This is a genomic window from Streptomyces sp. NBC_01788 (assembly GCF_035917575.1).
In the GTDB taxonomy this organism is placed as follows: Bacteria; Actinomycetota; Actinomycetes; order Streptomycetales; family Streptomycetaceae; genus Streptomyces.
The window spans coordinates 1,871,588-1,888,371 of sequence record NZ_CP109090.1; the positions used below are offsets into that span (position 1 = coordinate 1,871,588).

The following is a 16,784-nucleotide window of genomic DNA, read 5'->3' on the forward strand; positions in this document are numbered from 1 at the left end:
TGGCGCCCGGCCGGAGGGCGCGGGCATCGCCTGCGTGTGTCCGAGGGACGTGTACCGGCGGCCCGGGAGCGGTGGCGGGAGGTGGGGACGCCGGTCGGCCGCTCAGGGCGCCACTGCCGCCGATCACGCTGCCGGGCGGGACCGGGCCGGGCACGGAAACGTACCCGCGCTCGGACAGCACACCGGGGCGCCGCCGCGTGCCGCGGGAATGACGGGCGGCGGGATCGCGGCGCCGCGCCGGGACGGCGTGATGGTCTGAACGCGGGTCGGATGAGCCGGCATGGCGGCCGCCGACCGGGACTCAGCGCGCGCCGAACAACGAGCGGCGCAGCCGGCGCAACGGTGCGAACAGAGACACACGGTGGACCCGGGCGCGCCTGCCCGTGCGGTCGTGCGGACCACGTGCGGTCAGCTCGCGCATCAGCGACGTCGCCTCGGCCGTCTCCCGCTGCGGCACGGCTGGGCCGGCCAGCACCGACAGATGGCGGTCGAGACGCGAGCTGGTCGCGCTGCTCCCGCAAGTGATCGCAGGGATCCTGGCCCTGCTGCGCACTGTTATCTGCTCCATGTCACTCCCCACCCGTACGAGTCCACCCGGCCCGGGCAGGGTAACCCTATCGCCCCGTTGGGGCACTCGTGTATCGCGGTGCCAGGATTCACCTTCCCTGGAGGGGTGTTGACGATTACTCTCCGAATCCGACAGATTTCAAGGTGAGTTGAACAATTGGTTGTGTAGTGGGCTGAGGTGACCCCCCGTCGGGTTCCACTGTCACGGCCAGTGATGCAGCCGACCGGGTGAGACCCACGACGACCAGGGGCGCGTCATCCGCGAACAGGCCGAGGGAGCGTGGTGGCGCGCCGGGGCGCATGACCCACAGCTGGCGCACTCGGCCGCTGGGCGGGTCCGCGTACCCGCCCAGGGTCACCACGGCCCGTCCCCGGGAGGCGGAAGCGATCACTCCTATACTGCGGCCCTGCGCGTCCAGGCTGGTGGCGGCCCGTGTGTCCGGCGCCGCCAGAACGTGGTCGATCTCACTCGCCCGGTTCCGCTGAGCCGCCAGCTCTTCCTGGGTCCTGTTCGCCTGGACGGCGAAGAGCGCCGCCACGACGAGGGCCGCGGCGGCCGTCACCGTGGCGAACGGCACGAAAAGGGGGCGCGACCGGGGCGCACGGGTGCGCGTGGGCGGCGGCCGGGTGCCCCAGACATGCGGCGGCAGTTGGGGCGTGCGCTCCCGCGCCGGCGCGGGGTCCTGAGGGATGTCGCGTATCGCGGCCAGCACCCGCTCGCGCAGCGCGGCGGGCGCCGGTACGGCGGTGGACCGGGCCAGGCGCACCGCGTCCTCGGCCAGGGCCCGCACCTGGGTGGCGCACGCGGGGCAGTTCCGCAGGTGCTTCTCGAAGCGGACCCGTTCGGCCGGCTCCAGCGCGTTCAGGGCGTAGGGCGCTGCGAGGGAGTGCGGGTCCTCGCGTCGCAGCAGGCGGTCGAGCAGGCTCATGCGGCACATCCCAGGCATTCACGCAGCCGGATGAGCCCGTCGCGCATCCGCGTCTTGACCGTGCCCAGCGGCAGGGACAGCCGCTCGGCCACTTCACGGTACGTATAGCCGTCGTAGTAGGCGAGGGTGACGGACTGGCGTTGCCGGGCGGTGAGGTGGTCCAGGCAGCGCCGCACCCACTCGCGTTCCAGGCCGGCCTCGACCTCCTCGGCGACGTGGTCGAAGGCGGGCGACGCGGCGCGCGCGGCCTCGCGCTGCTCCCGCTCGCCCGCGGCGCGGGCGCTGCGCACCCGGTCGACGGCGCGGCGGTGGGCGAGGGTGAGCACCCAGGACAGGGCGCTGCCCCGCCCGGGGTCGAACCTCGGGGCGGAGCGCCACAGTTCGAGCAGCACCTCCTGCGCGACCTCCTCGGACTGGGCCGGGTCGCGCACCACGCGCCGCACCAGGCCGTAGATGGGCCCGGACACCAGCCCGTACAGCTCCTCGAACGCCTTGTGGTCGCCCCCCGCCACGAGCACCAGAAGCTCGTCCGCCTCCACCCGCCGTCCCCTCTCCGCCGGCCGCAGTGGGCCCGTCCTCGCGCACGCGGGGCGCGCTGCGTGCGCGCCCCTCTGAAGAGGTACGGATCGGCGGGCCGAAAACGCGGGTCGGACCGGAAGAAAAGAAATCCGGCGACGGACCCATCCGGACCGGCCCGGTCTCCGAATCCCCATGCGACAGGCAAGTCGGCACTGAGGACGGATCGGCATGACAAGTTTCCCCAGTCTCCCCAGGCGCGGCGGGGGCGCCCCCAGGCGTTCGGCTCCCGGGGAGGGACGCAGAGGCCTCGCCTCTCTCCTCTGCGGCGCGCTGGCCGCCGGAAGTCTCGCGGCCGCCGGCACGGCCGTGCTCGAACCCGGGCGGGCCGCGGCCTCCAGCCACCGGGAGGCGCCGCTCATCTCGGGCACACCGCAGTACGACAACACGGACCTGTACGCGTTCGTCAGTCCGGACAAGCCCGACACGACGACCGTCGTGGCGAACTGGATACCGTTCGAGGAGCCGGCCGGGGGGCCGAACTTCTACACGTTCGCGGACGACGCCCAGTACGACCTGCACATCGACAACGACGGTGACGCGCAGAGCGACCTGATCTTCCGGTACACGTTCAGGACGCACGTCAAGAACAAGAACACGTTCCTCTACAACACGGGTCCGGTGCACAGCCTGGACGACCCGAACCTGAACGTGACCCAGACCTACGACGTCGACCTGATCAAGTTCCGCCACCACAGGCAGGTGTCCAGGACACGGCTGGCGGACGCTGTGCCGGTGGCACCGTCGAACGTCGGCAAGGCGTCGATGCCGGACTACGGCGAACTGCGCAAGCAGGCCGTCCACCGGACGGCGGCGGGCGCGGCGACGTTCGCCGGGCAGGCCGACGACCCGTTCTTCGCGGACCTGCGCGTCTTCGACCTGCTGTACGGCGGGGACCTCTCCGAGGTCGGCAACGACACGCTCGCCGGCTACAACGTCAACACGATCGCCCTCCAGGTGCCGAACGACCTGATCCGCCAGTCGGCCGGGCAGCCGGTCGTGGGCATCTGGTCGACGACGCAGCGCAAGAACGCCCGCGGCGGCTTCACGCAGGTCTCGCGCCTGGGCAACCCGCTCGTCAACGAGGTCGTCAACCCGCAGAAGGACAAGGACACGTTCAACGCGTCCTCGCCGGACGGCGACGCGCAGTTCCTGGGGAACGTCACCCATCCCGAGCTGCCGAAGCTCATCGAGCAGATCTACGACATCAAGGCGCCCGCCGAGCCGCGCGACGATCTCGTGGAGGTGTTCCTCAAGGGCGTGAAGGAACTCAACCAGCCGCCGTACGTGAGGCCTTCGGAGCAGCTGCGGCTGAACACCTCGATCGCGCCGAGCCCGCACCCGAAGCGTCTTGGCGTCCTCGACGGCGACACCGCGGGCTTCCCGAACGGCCGCCGGCTCAGCGACGACGTGGTCGACGCCGCGCTCCTGGTGATGGAGGGCGCGCTGCTCGGCGCCAAGAACGACCTGAGCGACGGGGTCGACGCGAACGACAAGGAGTTCGAGAACTCCTTCCCGTACGTGGCCGAGCCGGCGTCCGGTTCGCAGGCACGGGCCGCCGCGGGCACGAGCGCGGACGTGCGCAGCGGGCTGGCCGACGCGTTGCGGCCCAAGGGCGGCTCCGGCGACACGATGCTGATGGCCGGTTCGGCGGCCGCGGGAGCGGCCGGAGTCCTGCTGCTCGGCACGGGCCTGTCCTGGTGGCGCCGCCGCTCGCAGCGCGCGTACTGACCCACACCCCCACCGACCGGCGCGGTCCGCGTTCCACCCATCCCCCACGACGCGGGCCGCGCCGCCCACCCCACGGCCGTACCTGGGACACGGCCCGAACCACTGAGGCGACCAAGGAGAGGGCATGGCCCGGCGCGACGACCCCACCCCTTCGAACGACGAACACGCCACGGGCCCGACGCCGCCCCCGGAACCCCAACCCCCGGAGCACGACCGCGTCCCGGCGGCCCCGCCGAGGGAGGACCACCGCGAACACCCGCACGAGGACACCCCCGCGGCCCCGGCGGAGCGCGGGGCCGAAGACCCGCGGGACGGAGATCCCGGAGCCGAAGACCCGCGGGACGACGCCCCCGCCACCCCCGCCGAGCGCGAGGCCGAAGGTTCGCAGGACGGCACCGCCGCCGCCACGCGGGAACGCGGGGCCGAAGACCCCCGCGGCAACACCGTCACCGCTCCGGCATCCCTGGATAGGCGCGGCGGCGGGAAGGGGCGTCGGCGGCGGTGGGGGCCGATGGCCGGCATGGTGGTGCTGCTGGCCGTGGTCATGACCGGGAGCGCTCTGGCCGTGGGGGCGGCGCGGGACGGCCGTGGGGCGGCCGGCCACGCGGCCGGTGCGCCGGAACCGCTCCTCGGCGGAAGTCGCGGCGCCGACGTCGCATCCCTTCAGGCACACCTCCGGGCGCAGCCCAAGGACCACGGCGGATGGGCCGCCCTCGGGCTCGCCTACGTCGAGGAGGCGCGGACCAAGGGCGACCCCGCGCGGTACCCGCAGGCCGAGAAGGCGCTGGCGCGGTCGCTGGAACTGGCGCCCGGAAACGAGCAGGCCCTCGCCGGCCGCGCCGCCCTCGCCGCCGCCCGGCACGACTTCGCCGGCGCCCTGGCCCAGGCGGACCAGGCCCTGAAGCAGAACCCCTACAGCGAACGCGCCCTGTGCTCCCGTATCGACGCCCTCGTCGAACTCGGCCGGTACGACGAGGCGTCCGAGGCCGCCGACACCGCCGACGCCCGGCGCCCGGGCGTACCGGTCTTCACGCGCTACGCCTACGTGCGCGAACTGCGCGGCGACGTCACCACCGCCCGCCGCGTCCTCGAGCAGGCGCTCGCCTCCGCCACCGCCCGCGGCGACATCGCCTACGTCGCCACCCAGCTCGGCCAACTCGCCTGGAACCAGGGTGAGTACAAGGAAGCCCTCGGCCACTACGCGCGGGCCCTGGCCGCCGACGACGGCTACCTGCCCGCTCTGGAGGGCCGCGCCCGCGCCCGGGCGGCGAGCGGTGACCGCGCCGACGCCGTCAGGGACCTGGAGGACGTCGTCTCCCGCTACCCGCTGCCCGGTCCGCTCGTCGAACTCGGGGAGCTGTACGAGGCCCGCGCCGCCACCGGGGACCGGGCGAAGGCGGAGAACCAGTACGCCCTCGTGGACGCCTGGATCGCGCTCGCCCGCGCGGGCGGCGTCAACGCGGACCTCGACACCGCGCTCGCGGCGGCCGACCACGGCGACACCGGGGCGGCGCTGCGCGCGGCCCGTGCCGAGTGGGCCCGCCGGCACACCGTGCACACCGCGGACGCGCTCGCCTGGGCGCTGTACCGTAACGGCCGCGCCCAGGAGGCCCTCCCCCACGCCCGGCAGGCCACGGCCACCGGCTACCGCAACGCCGCGTTCCTCTACCACCGCGGCATGATCGAGCGCGCCACCGGCCACGACGACGACGCCCGCACCCACCTGACCGCCGCCCTGCGGCTGAACCCGGGCTTCTCGCCGCTGGGAGCCCGTGCGGCGCGTACGGCCCTGAAGTCCCTGGAGGCGGCCCGGTGAAGCACCCCCGTACGCTCGGCGCCGCCGCGGCCGCCCTCACCGCGGCCTGCGCGCTCGTTCTCGTCCCGGCCGGCGCAGCGAGCGCCCACCCGCTCGGGAACTTCACCGTCAACCGCTACGACGGACTGGTCGCCTCCCCCGGCGCGCTCCGCGTGGAACACGTCGAGGACCTCGCCGAGATCCCGGCGACCCAGGCCAAGCCGGACATCGAGCGGACCGGCCTCGCCGTGTGGGCCCGGCAGCGGTGCGAGAAGGCCGCGCGGGACAGCGCCGTCACCGTCGACGGGCGCGCGGTCGCGCTCACCGCGCACAGCAGCCACGCGCGCGTGCGCCCCGGCCAGGCGGGGCTCGACACCCTCCGGGTGGAGTGCGGGCTGAGCGCGCCGCTGCCCGAGGACGCCACCGTCGCCGTCGGCTTCCGGGGCGCGGAGGCGGCGTCCGGGCCCGGCTGGCGGGAGATCACGGCACGCGGCGACCGGATGACGCTCACCGCGTCCGACGTGCCGACGACCTCCGTGTCCCGTGAACTGACCGAGTATCCCGCGCGGTTGCTGTCCTCCCCCGCCGACACCGCCGGCGCGTCCCTGCGGGTGCGGCCGGGCGGCCCCGCGCTCGCCGACGACCGGCGCGACGCGCCCGCCGCCTCCGTGCTGCCCCGCGGCGCCGACCGCTGGACGCGGGCCCTGGACAACCTGGTCGCCCGGCACGACCTCACCCTCGGCTTCGCCGCCCTCGCCCTGGCCGTCGCGGTCGGGCTCGGCGCCCTGCACGCCCTGGCCCCCGGCCACGGCAAGACCGTGATGGCGGCGATGGCTGCGGCGCGGGGCGGCCGGGCCCGCATGCGGGACGTGCTGCCGCTGGCCGCCTCGGTGACCGTCACGCACACTCTCGGCGTGGTCGCCCTCGGGCTGCTGGTCGCCGCCGGTTCCGCGGCCGCGCCGTCGGTGATCGCCTGGCTGGGCATCGCGAGCGGCGTCCTGGTCACCCTGGGGGGCGCCGCCCTCGTACGCCGCGCCTGGCGTCACCGCGACCACGGGCACAGCCACGGGCATGGGCACAGTCCTGGACACGGGCACACCCACAGCCACGATCACGATCACGACCACGGCCTGGAACACACCCACGGCGGCCACACCCACACCCACCCCGCCGTCCCCACGCTCCGCGGCACCCTGCTCCTGGGTTTCGCCGGCGGTCTCGTGCCCAGTCCGTCCGCCGTGGTGGTCCTGGTGGGCGCGGCGGCGATGGGGCAGGCCTGGTTCGGGCTGCTGCTCGTGGTGGCGTACGGCGTCGGGCTCGCCCTGACCCTCACCGCGGCCGGGTTCGCCGTGGTCAGGCTGGGCAGCGGGATGAACCGGCTGCTGGACGGGCGGCCCCGCTGGACCGCGGGCCCGGCGGCGGCTCTGGTGCGCAGGTCCGCGCCGCTCGGGTCGGCCTGCGTGGTCGTCGCGCTGGGAGCCGGGCTGATGCTCAAGGGGGCGGCGGCGGCGCTGGGCTGAGCCGTCGTCGTCCGGGGGTCCCGGAACGGATCGGCCCGAATCGGAGACCCCTGCGGGCGGGAGTCTCCGCTTCGGGCCGGGAAGACGGCCTGGTGGTGACGGTGGGTCAGGCGGCCTTGGTGAACACCGGGAGGTAGCCGCCGGAGTGGCCGGCCGCCGTCGGGTGGTACGACTCGCCGATGCTGAGCCAGTTGACGCTGTGCAACCAGGAACTGCCGGAGCAGATCTCGTGGCCGGTGAAGGTGGTGCGGACGTCGCCGAAGACGAAGCCGTGGTTCGCGGCGATCTTGGCGGTGGCGGCGTCGATGTAGTCGGCGGCGCCGTTGATGGCGGAGCGCTTGGCCTCGCTGAGGCCCAGGCAGAGCTGTCCGAGCAGGTAGAAGCGGGGGTAGCCGATGACGACCACGCGAGCGTTGGGGGCCTTGGCGCTGATCGTCGAGTAGAGGTTGTTCAGCTTGCCGGGCAGCGTCGAGTCGACGTACGCCCTGGCGGTGTTGATCCGCGAGATGCAGTCGTTGTCGGACTGCAGCACACAGGTCGTCATGACGTCGGAGAATCCCGCGTCGTTGCCGCCGACGGTGATCGAGACGAGGGCGGTGGCGGAGTTGAGCGAGCCGAGCTGGTTGGCCAGCACGTCGTCGGTCCTGGCGCCCGAGCAGGCGTTGAAGGAGAACGAGGACGGGGAGTGGGCGGCGTTCCACAGGTAGGGGTACGCGTTCGTACTGCGGTTGCAACTGCCGCTGGAGCTGATGTAGCTGCCGGCGCCCACACCGGAGGAGTAGGAGTCGCCGAGGGCCACATACGGCCCGGTCGCCGCCAGTTGGGACGCCTGCGCCGTCGTCGCCCCGGTCAGGGCGAGGGCGAGGGTCAGGAGGAGAGAGCCGACATAGGCGGAAATTCGGGAACTTCGTCTCATGGAACCTCCCTTTAGCAGGATCTCTGCCGTAACCGTGGTAGCAGCTACGCGTGTTGACTGGAAGTGCCCATGCCAAAACTTTTCAACGATCAACGAAATCCGCTGTGGCACAAGTGGGTTGGGAAGTATGGAACCGGACGCTCAAGAGGGGCGCGCGGGCGCGCGTGAACCCGTACGGCCGCCTCCGCATCTTGACGCGGCAGCGGGGCTGCGCGACATTGAAGCCCGGCATCCGGCGCTTCGGGGGGCAAAGTCGCCAATGCAGACCATACGCATCAAGTCAGTTGCGACACCGGGCACACAGCGGGCGCGGCCGGGTCCGGGGAGGGACCTGACACCGCTGCTCGCGGGCGCCGCGACGACGGCCGGGGGGATCGGCGCGCTGCTCGCGCTCACCGGCTCCGGCTCTCCACTGCGCGGCCCGCTGACGCTGTTCTTCCTGCTCGCGGCGCCGGCCGCGGCCATCGCCGCCGCGCTGCGCGGGCTGGATCCTTTCGGCCGCGCCCTCGCCTCGGTCGCGGGCGCGGTCGCCCTCGACATGCTGGTCGCCCAGGGGATGCTGGCCGTGCACCGGTGGTCCGTCGGCGGCGGACTGCTGGCCGTCACCGCGTTCTGCTCCCTCGTTCTCCTGCTGGTTCTGGTGCGGCGCGGGCACGGCCGTACGGCGAGAAGACAGGGCTCCTGACGTGGACATCAGCGTGTACCGCCCCGGCGAGCTGACGGCCGCCGACCGGGCGGCGTGGACCGCGATGCAGTCCAAGGCTCATCTGCACGGCGCGGAGGAGCTGGCGAACCCCTTCCTGTCCCCCGAGTTCGCGCTCGCGGTGGGCCGGTGCAGACGCGGCGTGCGGATCGCGGTGATCCGCGAGGACGGCGAGCCCGCCGCGTTCTTCCCGTTCCAGAGATCGGCCACCGGCGTCGGCCGGGCCGTCGGGCTCGGCGTCTCCGACTGCCAGGGCCTGGTCCACCGGCCCGGCTTCACCTGGGACGCCCGTGAGCTGCTGCGGGCCTGCTCGCTGGCCGTCTGGGAGTTCGACCACCTGGTGGCGGGCCAGGAGCCGTTCGAGGCGGGAGCCTCCGGCACCTTCCCGTCCCCGGTCATGGACATCGACCAGGGGTACGACACCTATCTGCGCGAACTGCGGGACCGCTCCCCGAAGTTCACCCGGACCACGCTCGCCAAGGAGCGGAAGCTGGGCCGCGACGCGGGCCCGGTGCGCTACGTCCACGACGAGCGCGACCTCGCCGCACTGCGCCGGCTGATGGCCTGGAAGTCCGCCCAGTACCGGCGGACCGGGCGCAACGACCGCTTCGCTTCCGAGTGGATCAACCGCCTGGTCACGCGGCTCTTCCACACCCGCTCGGACCCCTTCGCGGGCATTCTTTCGGTGCTGTACGCGGACGGCCGGCCGGTCGCCGCCCACTTCGGACTGCGCACCGAACGAGTGCTGGCCTGCTGGTTTCCGGCCTACGACCCGGCGTACGCGAAGTTCTCCCCAGGACTGATCCTGCATCTGCGCATGGCCGAGGCGGCTGCCGCCGACGGCATCGCGTACCTGGATCTCGGCCGGGGCCAGAAGGAGTACAAGGACTCCCTGAAGACACGCGAACTCAACGTGTCCGAAGGGTGGGTGACACGACGTCACCCGGTGGCGGTCGGACACCGGGCGCGCCGCGCCCCGGTCCGGGCGCTGCGCAACGCGGTGCTCTCGCGGCCGGAGCTGTTCGAGCCTGCGGACCGGGCTCTGAAGCGCATCGGACAAATCCGCTCCAGGCACTGAACAGCACACACAGGGTTGCGTTACGACAAAACCAACAAAAACGTGAGACTTGGTTCCAGGTCTTGCCATACTGGTGCAATCGTCAATACCGTCGTACATCTCACCCGCATCGGACCGTCTGCAAGCGGCTCAAGGGGAGGGCTCAGGGGCCGGGACGTTCTGGCGCGGAGCGCGGTAGGGGGGTGCCGTGCTCGGTGACCGCAGGTGTGACCGAGCCGTGCCGCGCGACCGGCTGCCGTTCCGCGGCACGCCGGACAGCTTTGCCAGCTCACCCGGCGTGTCCGACAGAACCGTTCCGGCGCGCCCCGGGTGATCAACCCCCCTTTCGAACCGGATACACAGCCGGGCCGCCCGAGGGGCGGGCGGCCCGCCGGACGAGAGGGAACACCAGTCATGAGTTCCGTTCTGCGCTCGCCTTCGTCGGAACAGGATCCGACGCTCGCCGCGGAATACCGGCCCATCTCCTCGCACTTGGCCATCACCCCGCCGGTGAGCGTGGTGATCCCCGCCATGAACGAGGCGGAGAACCTGCCCTACGTCTTCAAGACGCTTCCGGACTGGATCCACGAAGTGGTTCTCGTGGACGGCAACTCCACCGACGACACCGTCGAGGTGGCACGGGAACTGTGGCCCGAGGTGAAGGTCGTCGGGCAGCGCGGCAAGGGCAAGGGGGATGCCCTGATCACCGGCTTCGAGAAGTGCACCGGCGACATCATCGTGATGGTCGACGCGGACGGATCGGCCGACGGCGGCGAAATCGTCTCCTACGTCTCCGCCCTGGTCTCGGGCGCGGACTTCGCCAAGGGCTCCCGGTTCGCCAACGGCGGCGGCACCGACGACATGACCTTCATCCGCAAGCTCGGCAACTGGGCCCTGTGCACCGTGGTCAACCGGAAGTTCGGCGCCCGCTACACCGATCTGTGCTACGGGTACAACGCGTTCTGGCGGCACTGCCTGGACAAGATCGAGCTGGACTGCACCGGCTTCGAGGTCGAGACGCTGATGAACATCAGAGTGGTCAAGGCCGGGCTGAAGGTGCAGGAGATCCCCAGCCACGAGTACCTGCGCATCCACGGCATGAGCAATCTGCGTGCCGTGCGGGACGGGCTGCGGGTGCTGAAGGTGATCCTCGAGGAGCGCTCCAACCGGCGCGAACTGCGCCGCGAGGCGCGCCGGATCCGCCGGTCGCCGATGCTCGACGCGGTGCGGGGAGAGGCGTCTTGAGCGGTCTCGGCATCTCCGTCGTGATCTGCGTCTACACCGAGGACCGCTGGGAGGACATCCTCGCGGCGGTCTCCTCGGTGCGGGCGCAGTCCCGGCCGGCCCTGGAGATCCTCCTGGTGGTGGACCACAACCCGGCACTGCTGGCGAGGCTGGCCGAGGAGTACGCGGAGGACCTGGGCGGCGGCGAGGTGCGGGTGCTCGCCAACGCCGGTCCGCGCGGCCTGTCCGCCGGCCGCAACACGGGTATCGCCGCCTCCCGCGGCGAGGTCGTCGCCTTCCTCGACGACGACGCCGTGGCCGAGCGGGACTGGCTGCGGCACTTCGCCGAGGGGTACGCGGACCCGCGCGTGATGGCGGTCGGCGGCCGGACGGTCCCGGTCTGGGCGTCGGGCCGCCGACCGGCCTGGTTCCCCGAGGAGTTCGACTGGGTGGTGGGCTGCACCTACCGCGGCCTGCCGCCGGGCCGGGTCCGGGTGCGCAACGTGCTCGGCGGCAACGCCTCCTTCCGGCGTACGGCGTTCGACGCGGCGGGCGGCTTCGCCACGGGTATCGGCCGCGACGGCGACAAGCGGCCCCTGGGCTGCGAGGAGACGGAGCTGTGCATCCGGCTCACCCGGGCCCGGCCCGACGCGGTCCTCCTGATCGACGACCGGGCGGTCATCCACCACCGGGTGCCCGAGGCACGCGAGCACTTCCGCTACTTCCGCACCCGCGTCTACGCCGAGGGCCTGTCGAAGGCACTGGTCGCGCGGAGCGTCGGCGCGGCCAAGGGCCTCGAGTCCGAGCGCCGCTACACCACCCGGGTGCTGCCCGCCGGTCTGGCCCGCGGGCTGCGGGACGCCCTGCTGGCCCGCCCTGGCGCCGCGGGCCGCGCCGGCGCGATCGTCGCCGGCGTACTCACCGCCGCGAGCGGCTACGCCGTCGGCACCGCCAGAGCCCGGCGGACCGGCACGACGTTCTCGGTGTCCTGGATCGAAGGGGCCGCACAGACCCCGCCCGGCGGAAGGACCGCGCAGGCCCCGCCCGGCGGGACGGCCGGGCGGAACGAGGAGGGATCTTCCGTATGAACGGCCGTGCCGGCGTGCCCCCCGTGCCCGTGCTCATGTACCACGCGGTCTCGGCGGAGCCCAACGGGGCCACCCGGGAACTGTCCGTGACGCCGGAGGCGTTCGGGGAGCAGATGGCCGTGCTCAAGGACCGCGGCTTCCAGCCGGTCACCACGGCCCGGCTGGCAGGGCACTGGCGTGGCACCGGCCTGCCCCCGCTGCCCGCGAACCCCGTCCTGATCACCTTCGACGACGGCTACGAGGGCGTGCACCGCTACGCCCTGCCGACGCTGGACCACTACGGCTTCCCCGCCACGCTCTTCGTCTCCACCGGCTGGATCCGCGGCGCCCACGACACCGGAGGCGGCCTGGACACCATGCTCGACTGGGACCAGGTGCGCGAACTCGCCGCCGGCGGGGTCGAGATCGGCGGGCACAGCCACACCCATCCGCAGCTCGACCAGCTCGACGACGACACCCTGTGGTCGGAGCTGATCCGCTGCAAGGAGATCGTCGCCACCGAACTCGGCTCCGTGCCGGCCTCGTTCGCCTACCCCTACGGCTACTCCAGCCACCGGGTGCGGACCCTGGTGCGGGCCGCCGGCTTCACCCAGGCCCTCGCCGTCGGCAACGACCTCGCCCGCCGGCGTCAGGGCCCGTACGCCCTGCGGCGGCTCACCGTGCGCCGCAGCACGACCACCGAGGAGTTCGAGCGGATCGTCCAGGGCCGCGCGATCACCCGCAACTTCGCCAGGGACCGCGCCCTCACCAAGGGCTACGCCATGGTCCGCAGAGCCCGACAGGTCCGCCGGAAGGCCATCCGTACCCGTGTCTGACACGACCACCACCACCGAGGCATCGGCCACCGGGCCGGAGGCGCCCGAGCAGCCGGGGCGCCGTCTGCGACTGCCCGGCCGGGGCCGGTCCCCCGGCGGCAACCCGCTGTTCCGCAACGCCTACGCGCTGATGCTCAACACCGGGATCTCCGCGGTGCTGGGCCTCGGCTACTGGCTGGTCGCCGCCCGCTACTACTCCGACGACGCCGTCGGCCAGGGCTCGGCCGCCATCGCCGCCATGAAGCTCCTCGCCGGGCTGACCGCGGTCACCCTCACCGGCGCCCTGGCCCGCTTCATCCCGATCTCCGGCCGTGCCACACGGCATCTCATCGCCCGCACGTACATGGGCAGTTCGGTGATCGTGGCGTGCGCGGCCGGGGTGTTCCTGCTCACCCTCGACGTGTGGGGACCGTCGTACCGCTTCCTGCACGGACTCGCCCACGGTCTCGGTTTCGTCGTCGCCGTCATGGCCTGGAACCTGCTCACCCTCCAGGACGGGGTGCTGACCGGACTGCGCAGCGCGCCCTGGGTCCCGGTGGGCAACACGGCGTTCTCGGCGGTGAAACTGGCCCTGCTGGTGGGTCTGGCCGCCGCGATCCCGACGACCGGCGTCTTCGTCTCCTGGGTCGCGGCGATCGCCTTCTCCATCGTGCCGCTGGGCTGGCTGGTCTTCCGGCGCCTGGTGCCCCGGCACGTACGGGCCACCGAGGACCACGCCCAGCCGCCGACGGCGAAGGAGCTCGGGCGGTTCCTGGCGGGCGACTACACCGGCTCCCTGTTCTCCCTCGCGGTCGTCTACCTGGTGCCGGTGATCATCGCCGCGCAGGTCAGCTCCGCCGACAACGCGTACTTCTACATCACCACCACGATCGGCGGCACGGTCAACCTGCTCGCCATCAACATGGGCGCCTCGCTGACCGTCGAGGGGTCGCACGACCCGGCCCGGCTGGCCGCCAACACCCGTGCCGCGCTGAAGCGGATGGCCCGCATCATGCTGCCCATCTGCGGGCTGCTGTTCCTGCTGGCCCCGTACATCCTGCGCGTCTTCGGCGAGGGCTACGCCAACGCCGCCACCCCGCTGCTGCGCTGGTTCGCCGTCGGCGCGCTGCTGCGGGTCGTGATGGAGACGTACTTCGCGGTGCTGCGCGCCCAGAGCCGCACCGCCGGACTGGCCTGGCTCCAGGGCCTGTTGTGCGCGCTGGTGCTCGGTCTGACGCTGCTGCTGCTCCCCCGGATGGGGCTGACCGGCGCCGGCGTCGCGGAGATCTCCAGCCTCGCCGTGATCGTCGCGATCGCCGCGCCGAAGCTGTACCGGACTGTCAGGCCCAGGCCCGCCGTGGGCGTCCCCGACGACACGGCACCCGACGGGGACCTCGCCGATCTGGGGGCGCGCGAGGCCCCCGCCCGGACCGCGCCGCACCGAACGCCCGCCTGGGCGCTGGAGTCCGACACCCTCGCCCTGGGAATCCACGCCGACTTCGACCACGTGGAGCGCCGCCCGGACGTACGGCCCGGACCGGGCACGCCGCCCGCCGGCACCCCCGGCCGGCCGCCGGCCGGACCGCACGGGCCGCAGGCCCTGGGGCTGCCCGTCCAGGAGCTGGGACCGGCCGGCGGACCGGAGGTGGACGCCCCGTTCGGCACGGAGGAACGTGCCGTCGTACCGGACGGGACACACACCACCGGCGATTCGGCCGACGTACCGGAGGCGGCCTCCGCGGACCGGTCCGTCGTAGAGGCGGCGGCCCCGGCTGAAGAGGCCTCGGCGGAGGAGACCGGTCTCGCCCGGGGCGGCGGCCCCGGCCTCTCCTGGCGGGAGCGGCTCGTCCCTACCCGGGCCGGTGTCCTGCTCGGCTGCCTGCTGATCACCGCGCTGCTGCTGTACTGGGTGCCCGCGCTGCGCCTGGGCGACTCCGACCTGGACCGGATGGGCGGCCTGGGCCTGATCTCGGTGCTGCCGCTGCCGACCCTGGCCGGCGCGGCGCTGCTGACCGGGGTGTTCGCCGCGCTGCTGTGGCTGCGCCGCGAGCACCGGACGCTGCTGCTGGTCACCCTGGTCGCCACCGTCGTCTCCCTGCACGCGCTGCCCGCGGTGATCGAGAGCGCGCCGCGCTTCGCCACCGCCTGGCAGCACCTCGGTTTCATCGACTTCATCGACCGCACCGGTTCGGCCGTACCGGACCTGGACGCGCGCTGGAGCTGGCCCGGGTTCTTCGCGGTGGCCGCCCTCGTCGCCCGCGCCTGCGGTCTGAACGACTTCACCGAGGTCATCCGCTGGTGGCCGCTGACCGTCCAACTGCTCTACCTGCCCCCCATGTTCCTGCTCACCCGTTCGCTGCGGGCGAGCTGGCGGGCCAGATGGACCGGTGTGTGGATCTTCGTGCTCAGCGGCTGGGTGGGCCAGGACTACTTCTCCCCGCAGGGCTTCACCTATCTGCTGTACCTGGCGTTCGTGGCGATCCTCCTCGTCTGGTTCCGGGCGCCGCGGATGCTGTGGACCACGGCGCGGCCGGGCGAGGCGGAGGTGGAACCGGCCGACCGGCGGCAGCGGGCGGTGCTGCTCCTGGTGGTGATCGGCCTGTTCGCCGCGAGCGTCCCCGCGCACCAGCTCACCCCGTTCGTGATGCTGGGTGTGCTGGCCGTGCTGGTCCTGGTCCGCAGGTCCGAACTGCGCGGCCTGCCCGTGCTGTTCGCGGTGATGGCGGCCTTCTGGCTGGGCTTCATGGCCGAGCCGTACTGGTCGGGGCACTTCGACGAGCTGTTCGGCGGGGTCGGCGGGGTCGGCAGCAATGTCTCGACGTCCGTCTCGGGCCGCATCCAGGGCGGCGACTCGACCCACCAACTGGTGCTGTACGCACGCGTGCTGCTGGCCGGTTCCGTGATGGCAGCCGCCTGCTGGGGCTGGTGGCGGCGGCGCGAGCACAAGTACCGGGAGCGGTCGCTGCTGGTGCTCACCTTCGTGCCGTTCCTCGGCTTCGGCATGCAGTCCTACGGCGGCGAGATGGCGCTGCGGGTCTTCATGTTCGCGCTGCCCGGGGCCGCGCTGCTCGCCGCGCTCGCGCTCTTCCCGCGCACCGGGGCCACCGCGGAGGAAAGGGACAAGGACCGGGTGAGCCTCGCGCCGCTGGCCGCGCTGATGGCGGGCCTGCTGCTGATGGGCGGCTTCCTGGTCGCCCGGTGGGGCAACGAGACCTTCGAGCGGATCCGGCCCGGCGAGGTCGCGGCCATGGACTACGTGTACGCCCACGACCGGCCGACGGTGCGGCTGCTGTGGCTGAGCAACGACCCGGCCACCAACGTCACTCCGGCCATGCCGTGGGGCGCGCGGGACATGGAGCGCGTCGACTACGTGCCCACCCTGGCGCCGGCCGACCCGGTGCTGGTCTCCGGCCTGGTCGAGTCGCTGAAGGACGCGGGGCCCAACGCGTACCTGATGATCAACCGCAGCCAGGTGACGTATCTGCGGATGGACGTGGGCTACTCGGCCGCCTGGGAGTCGCGGCTCGTGCGCAACCTCGACGACCGGCGGGAGCTGAGGAAGGTCCTCGCCAACGACGACGTGACCCTGTACGAGCTGCGCGAGCGGCCCGGCGGTCCCGTGCCCGAGCCGCATCCGGGTCCGATCGGGCCGAAGGTGACGTGGACGCCGTGGTCGGTGGCCGGCGGACTCGCGGCGCTGGCGCTGACGGTGATGCTGACGGCCCGGGAGCTCGTCCGGGTCGCGATGCGGCCCAGTGTGCGCCGGCTGCGGTGGCTCCGGAGCAGCTTCTGGTTCTCGCTGCCGCTCCTTGCGGTGCTGTTCGCCTCGCTGGTGCAGCGGTTCCTGACACTGGGAGGCGGCTGAGCACACGTCGGGTGGAGCG

General features: G+C 72.9%; 13 protein-coding genes. 9 read left to right on the forward strand and 4 right to left on the reverse strand.

What is annotated here, in order from left to right; all coding sequences use genetic code 11:
* Positions 1-301 precede the first annotated feature (301 nt).
* The 3 genes from OIE49_RS08725 to OIE49_RS08735 form a co-directional block, all read right to left on the reverse strand.
* On the reverse strand, positions 302-568 hold the full coding sequence (locus OIE49_RS08725; protein WP_100567695.1) for a hypothetical protein: 267 nt from the start codon (positions 566-568) through the stop codon (positions 302-304).
* Positions 569-683: 115 nt separating this feature from the next.
* Positions 684-1,496 carry an anti-sigma factor gene (locus tag OIE49_RS08730; protein ID WP_326801816.1) on the reverse strand — a complete coding sequence of 271 codons (813 nt, stop codon included), beginning with the start codon at positions 1,494-1,496 and terminating at the stop codon, positions 684-686.
* The gene (locus OIE49_RS08735) at positions 1,493-2,035 is read right to left on the reverse strand and encodes a sigma-70 family RNA polymerase sigma factor (RefSeq protein ID WP_326801817.1); all 543 of its coding nucleotides are present in this window, start codon (positions 2,033-2,035) and stop codon (positions 1,493-1,495) included. Before OIE49_RS08735 ends, OIE49_RS08730 begins: the two co-directional genes overlap by 4 nt.
* Positions 2,036-2,243: 208 nt before the next feature.
* On the opposite strand from OIE49_RS08735, the gene OIE49_RS08740 reads away from it, so the two are divergent.
* The 3 genes from OIE49_RS08740 to OIE49_RS08750 all read left to right on the forward strand — a co-directional run bounded on the left by OIE49_RS08740 (position 2,244) and on the right by OIE49_RS08750 (position 7,118).
* Positions 2,244-3,803: a DUF4331 domain-containing protein gene (locus tag OIE49_RS08740; RefSeq protein ID WP_326801818.1), complete on the forward strand. Its 1,560-nt coding sequence runs from the start codon at positions 2,244-2,246 to the stop codon at positions 3,801-3,803.
* A gap of 124 nt (positions 3,804-3,927) precedes the next feature.
* Positions 3,928-5,619, forward strand: a complete 1,692-nt coding sequence (locus OIE49_RS08745; RefSeq protein ID WP_326801819.1) for a tetratricopeptide repeat protein — start codon at positions 3,928-3,930, stop codon at positions 5,617-5,619.
* Positions 5,616-7,118 (forward strand): nickel transporter, encoded by a 1,503-nt coding sequence (locus OIE49_RS08750; RefSeq protein ID WP_326801820.1) that lies wholly within the window; start codon positions 5,616-5,618, stop codon positions 7,116-7,118. Before OIE49_RS08745 ends, OIE49_RS08750 begins: the two co-directional genes overlap by 4 nt.
* Before the next feature lie 106 nt (positions 7,119-7,224).
* Here the strand turns inward: OIE49_RS08750 and OIE49_RS08755 are convergent, their stop codons facing one another.
* Positions 7,225-8,034: an SGNH/GDSL hydrolase family protein gene (locus OIE49_RS08755; protein ID WP_100567689.1), complete on the reverse strand. Its 810-nt coding sequence runs from the start codon at positions 8,032-8,034 to the stop codon at positions 7,225-7,227.
* Between the two features lie 259 nt (positions 8,035-8,293).
* On the opposite strand from OIE49_RS08755, the gene OIE49_RS08760 reads away from it, so the two are divergent.
* From OIE49_RS08760 to OIE49_RS08785, 6 genes are all read left to right on the forward strand, one after another.
* A complete protein-coding gene (locus tag OIE49_RS08760) occupies positions 8,294-8,719 on the forward strand; it encodes a hypothetical protein (RefSeq protein ID WP_326801821.1) in 426 nt (141 codons plus the stop codon).
* Between the two features lies 1 nt (position 8,720).
* Positions 8,721-9,815, forward strand: a complete 1,095-nt coding sequence (locus OIE49_RS08765; protein WP_326801822.1) for a GNAT family N-acetyltransferase — start codon at positions 8,721-8,723, stop codon at positions 9,813-9,815.
* Between the two features lie 393 nt (positions 9,816-10,208).
* On the forward strand, positions 10,209-11,039 hold the full coding sequence (locus OIE49_RS08770) for a glycosyltransferase family 2 protein (protein WP_326801823.1): 831 nt from the start codon (positions 10,209-10,211) through the stop codon (positions 11,037-11,039).
* Positions 11,036-12,106, forward strand: coding sequence for a glycosyltransferase family 2 protein (locus OIE49_RS08775; RefSeq protein ID WP_326801824.1), 1,071 nt, complete (start codon positions 11,036-11,038; stop codon positions 12,104-12,106). Before OIE49_RS08770 ends, OIE49_RS08775 begins: the two co-directional genes overlap by 4 nt.
* Positions 12,103-12,921 carry a polysaccharide deacetylase family protein gene (locus OIE49_RS08780; protein ID WP_326801825.1) on the forward strand — a complete coding sequence of 273 codons (819 nt, stop codon included), beginning with the start codon at positions 12,103-12,105 and terminating at the stop codon, positions 12,919-12,921. Before OIE49_RS08775 ends, OIE49_RS08780 begins: the two co-directional genes overlap by 4 nt.
* Complete coding sequence (locus OIE49_RS08785; protein ID WP_326801826.1) at positions 12,914-16,765, forward strand: lipopolysaccharide biosynthesis protein; 3,852 nt, start codon at positions 12,914-12,916, stop codon at positions 16,763-16,765. The genes OIE49_RS08780 and OIE49_RS08785 overlap by 8 nt, the downstream gene beginning before the upstream one ends.
* Positions 16,766-16,784 lie beyond the last annotated feature (19 nt).

What these genes read in the sequence shown, in the direction of transcription:
- OIE49_RS08725 (WP_100567695.1), bottom strand. Translation starts at nt 568, where the DNA reads ATGGAGCAGATAACAGTGCGCAGCAGGGCCAGGATCCCTGCGATCACT.
- OIE49_RS08740 (WP_326801818.1), top strand. Translation starts at nt 2,244, where the DNA reads ATGACAAGTTTCCCCAGTCTCCCCAGGCGCGGCGGGGGCGCCCCCAGG.
- OIE49_RS08780 (WP_326801825.1), top strand. Translation starts at nt 12,103, where the DNA reads ATGAACGGCCGTGCCGGCGTGCCCCCCGTGCCCGTGCTCATGTACCAC.
- OIE49_RS08760 (WP_326801821.1), top strand. Translation starts at nt 8,294, where the DNA reads ATGCAGACCATACGCATCAAGTCAGTTGCGACACCGGGCACACAGCGG.
- OIE49_RS08770 (WP_326801823.1), top strand. Translation starts at nt 10,209, where the DNA reads ATGAGTTCCGTTCTGCGCTCGCCTTCGTCGGAACAGGATCCGACGCTC.
- OIE49_RS08730 (WP_326801816.1), bottom strand. Translation starts at nt 1,496, where the DNA reads ATGAGCCTGCTCGACCGCCTGCTGCGACGCGAGGACCCGCACTCCCTC.
- OIE49_RS08745 (WP_326801819.1), top strand. Translation starts at nt 3,928, where the DNA reads ATGGCCCGGCGCGACGACCCCACCCCTTCGAACGACGAACACGCCACG.
- OIE49_RS08755 (WP_100567689.1), bottom strand. Translation starts at nt 8,034, where the DNA reads ATGAGACGAAGTTCCCGAATTTCCGCCTATGTCGGCTCTCTCCTCCTG.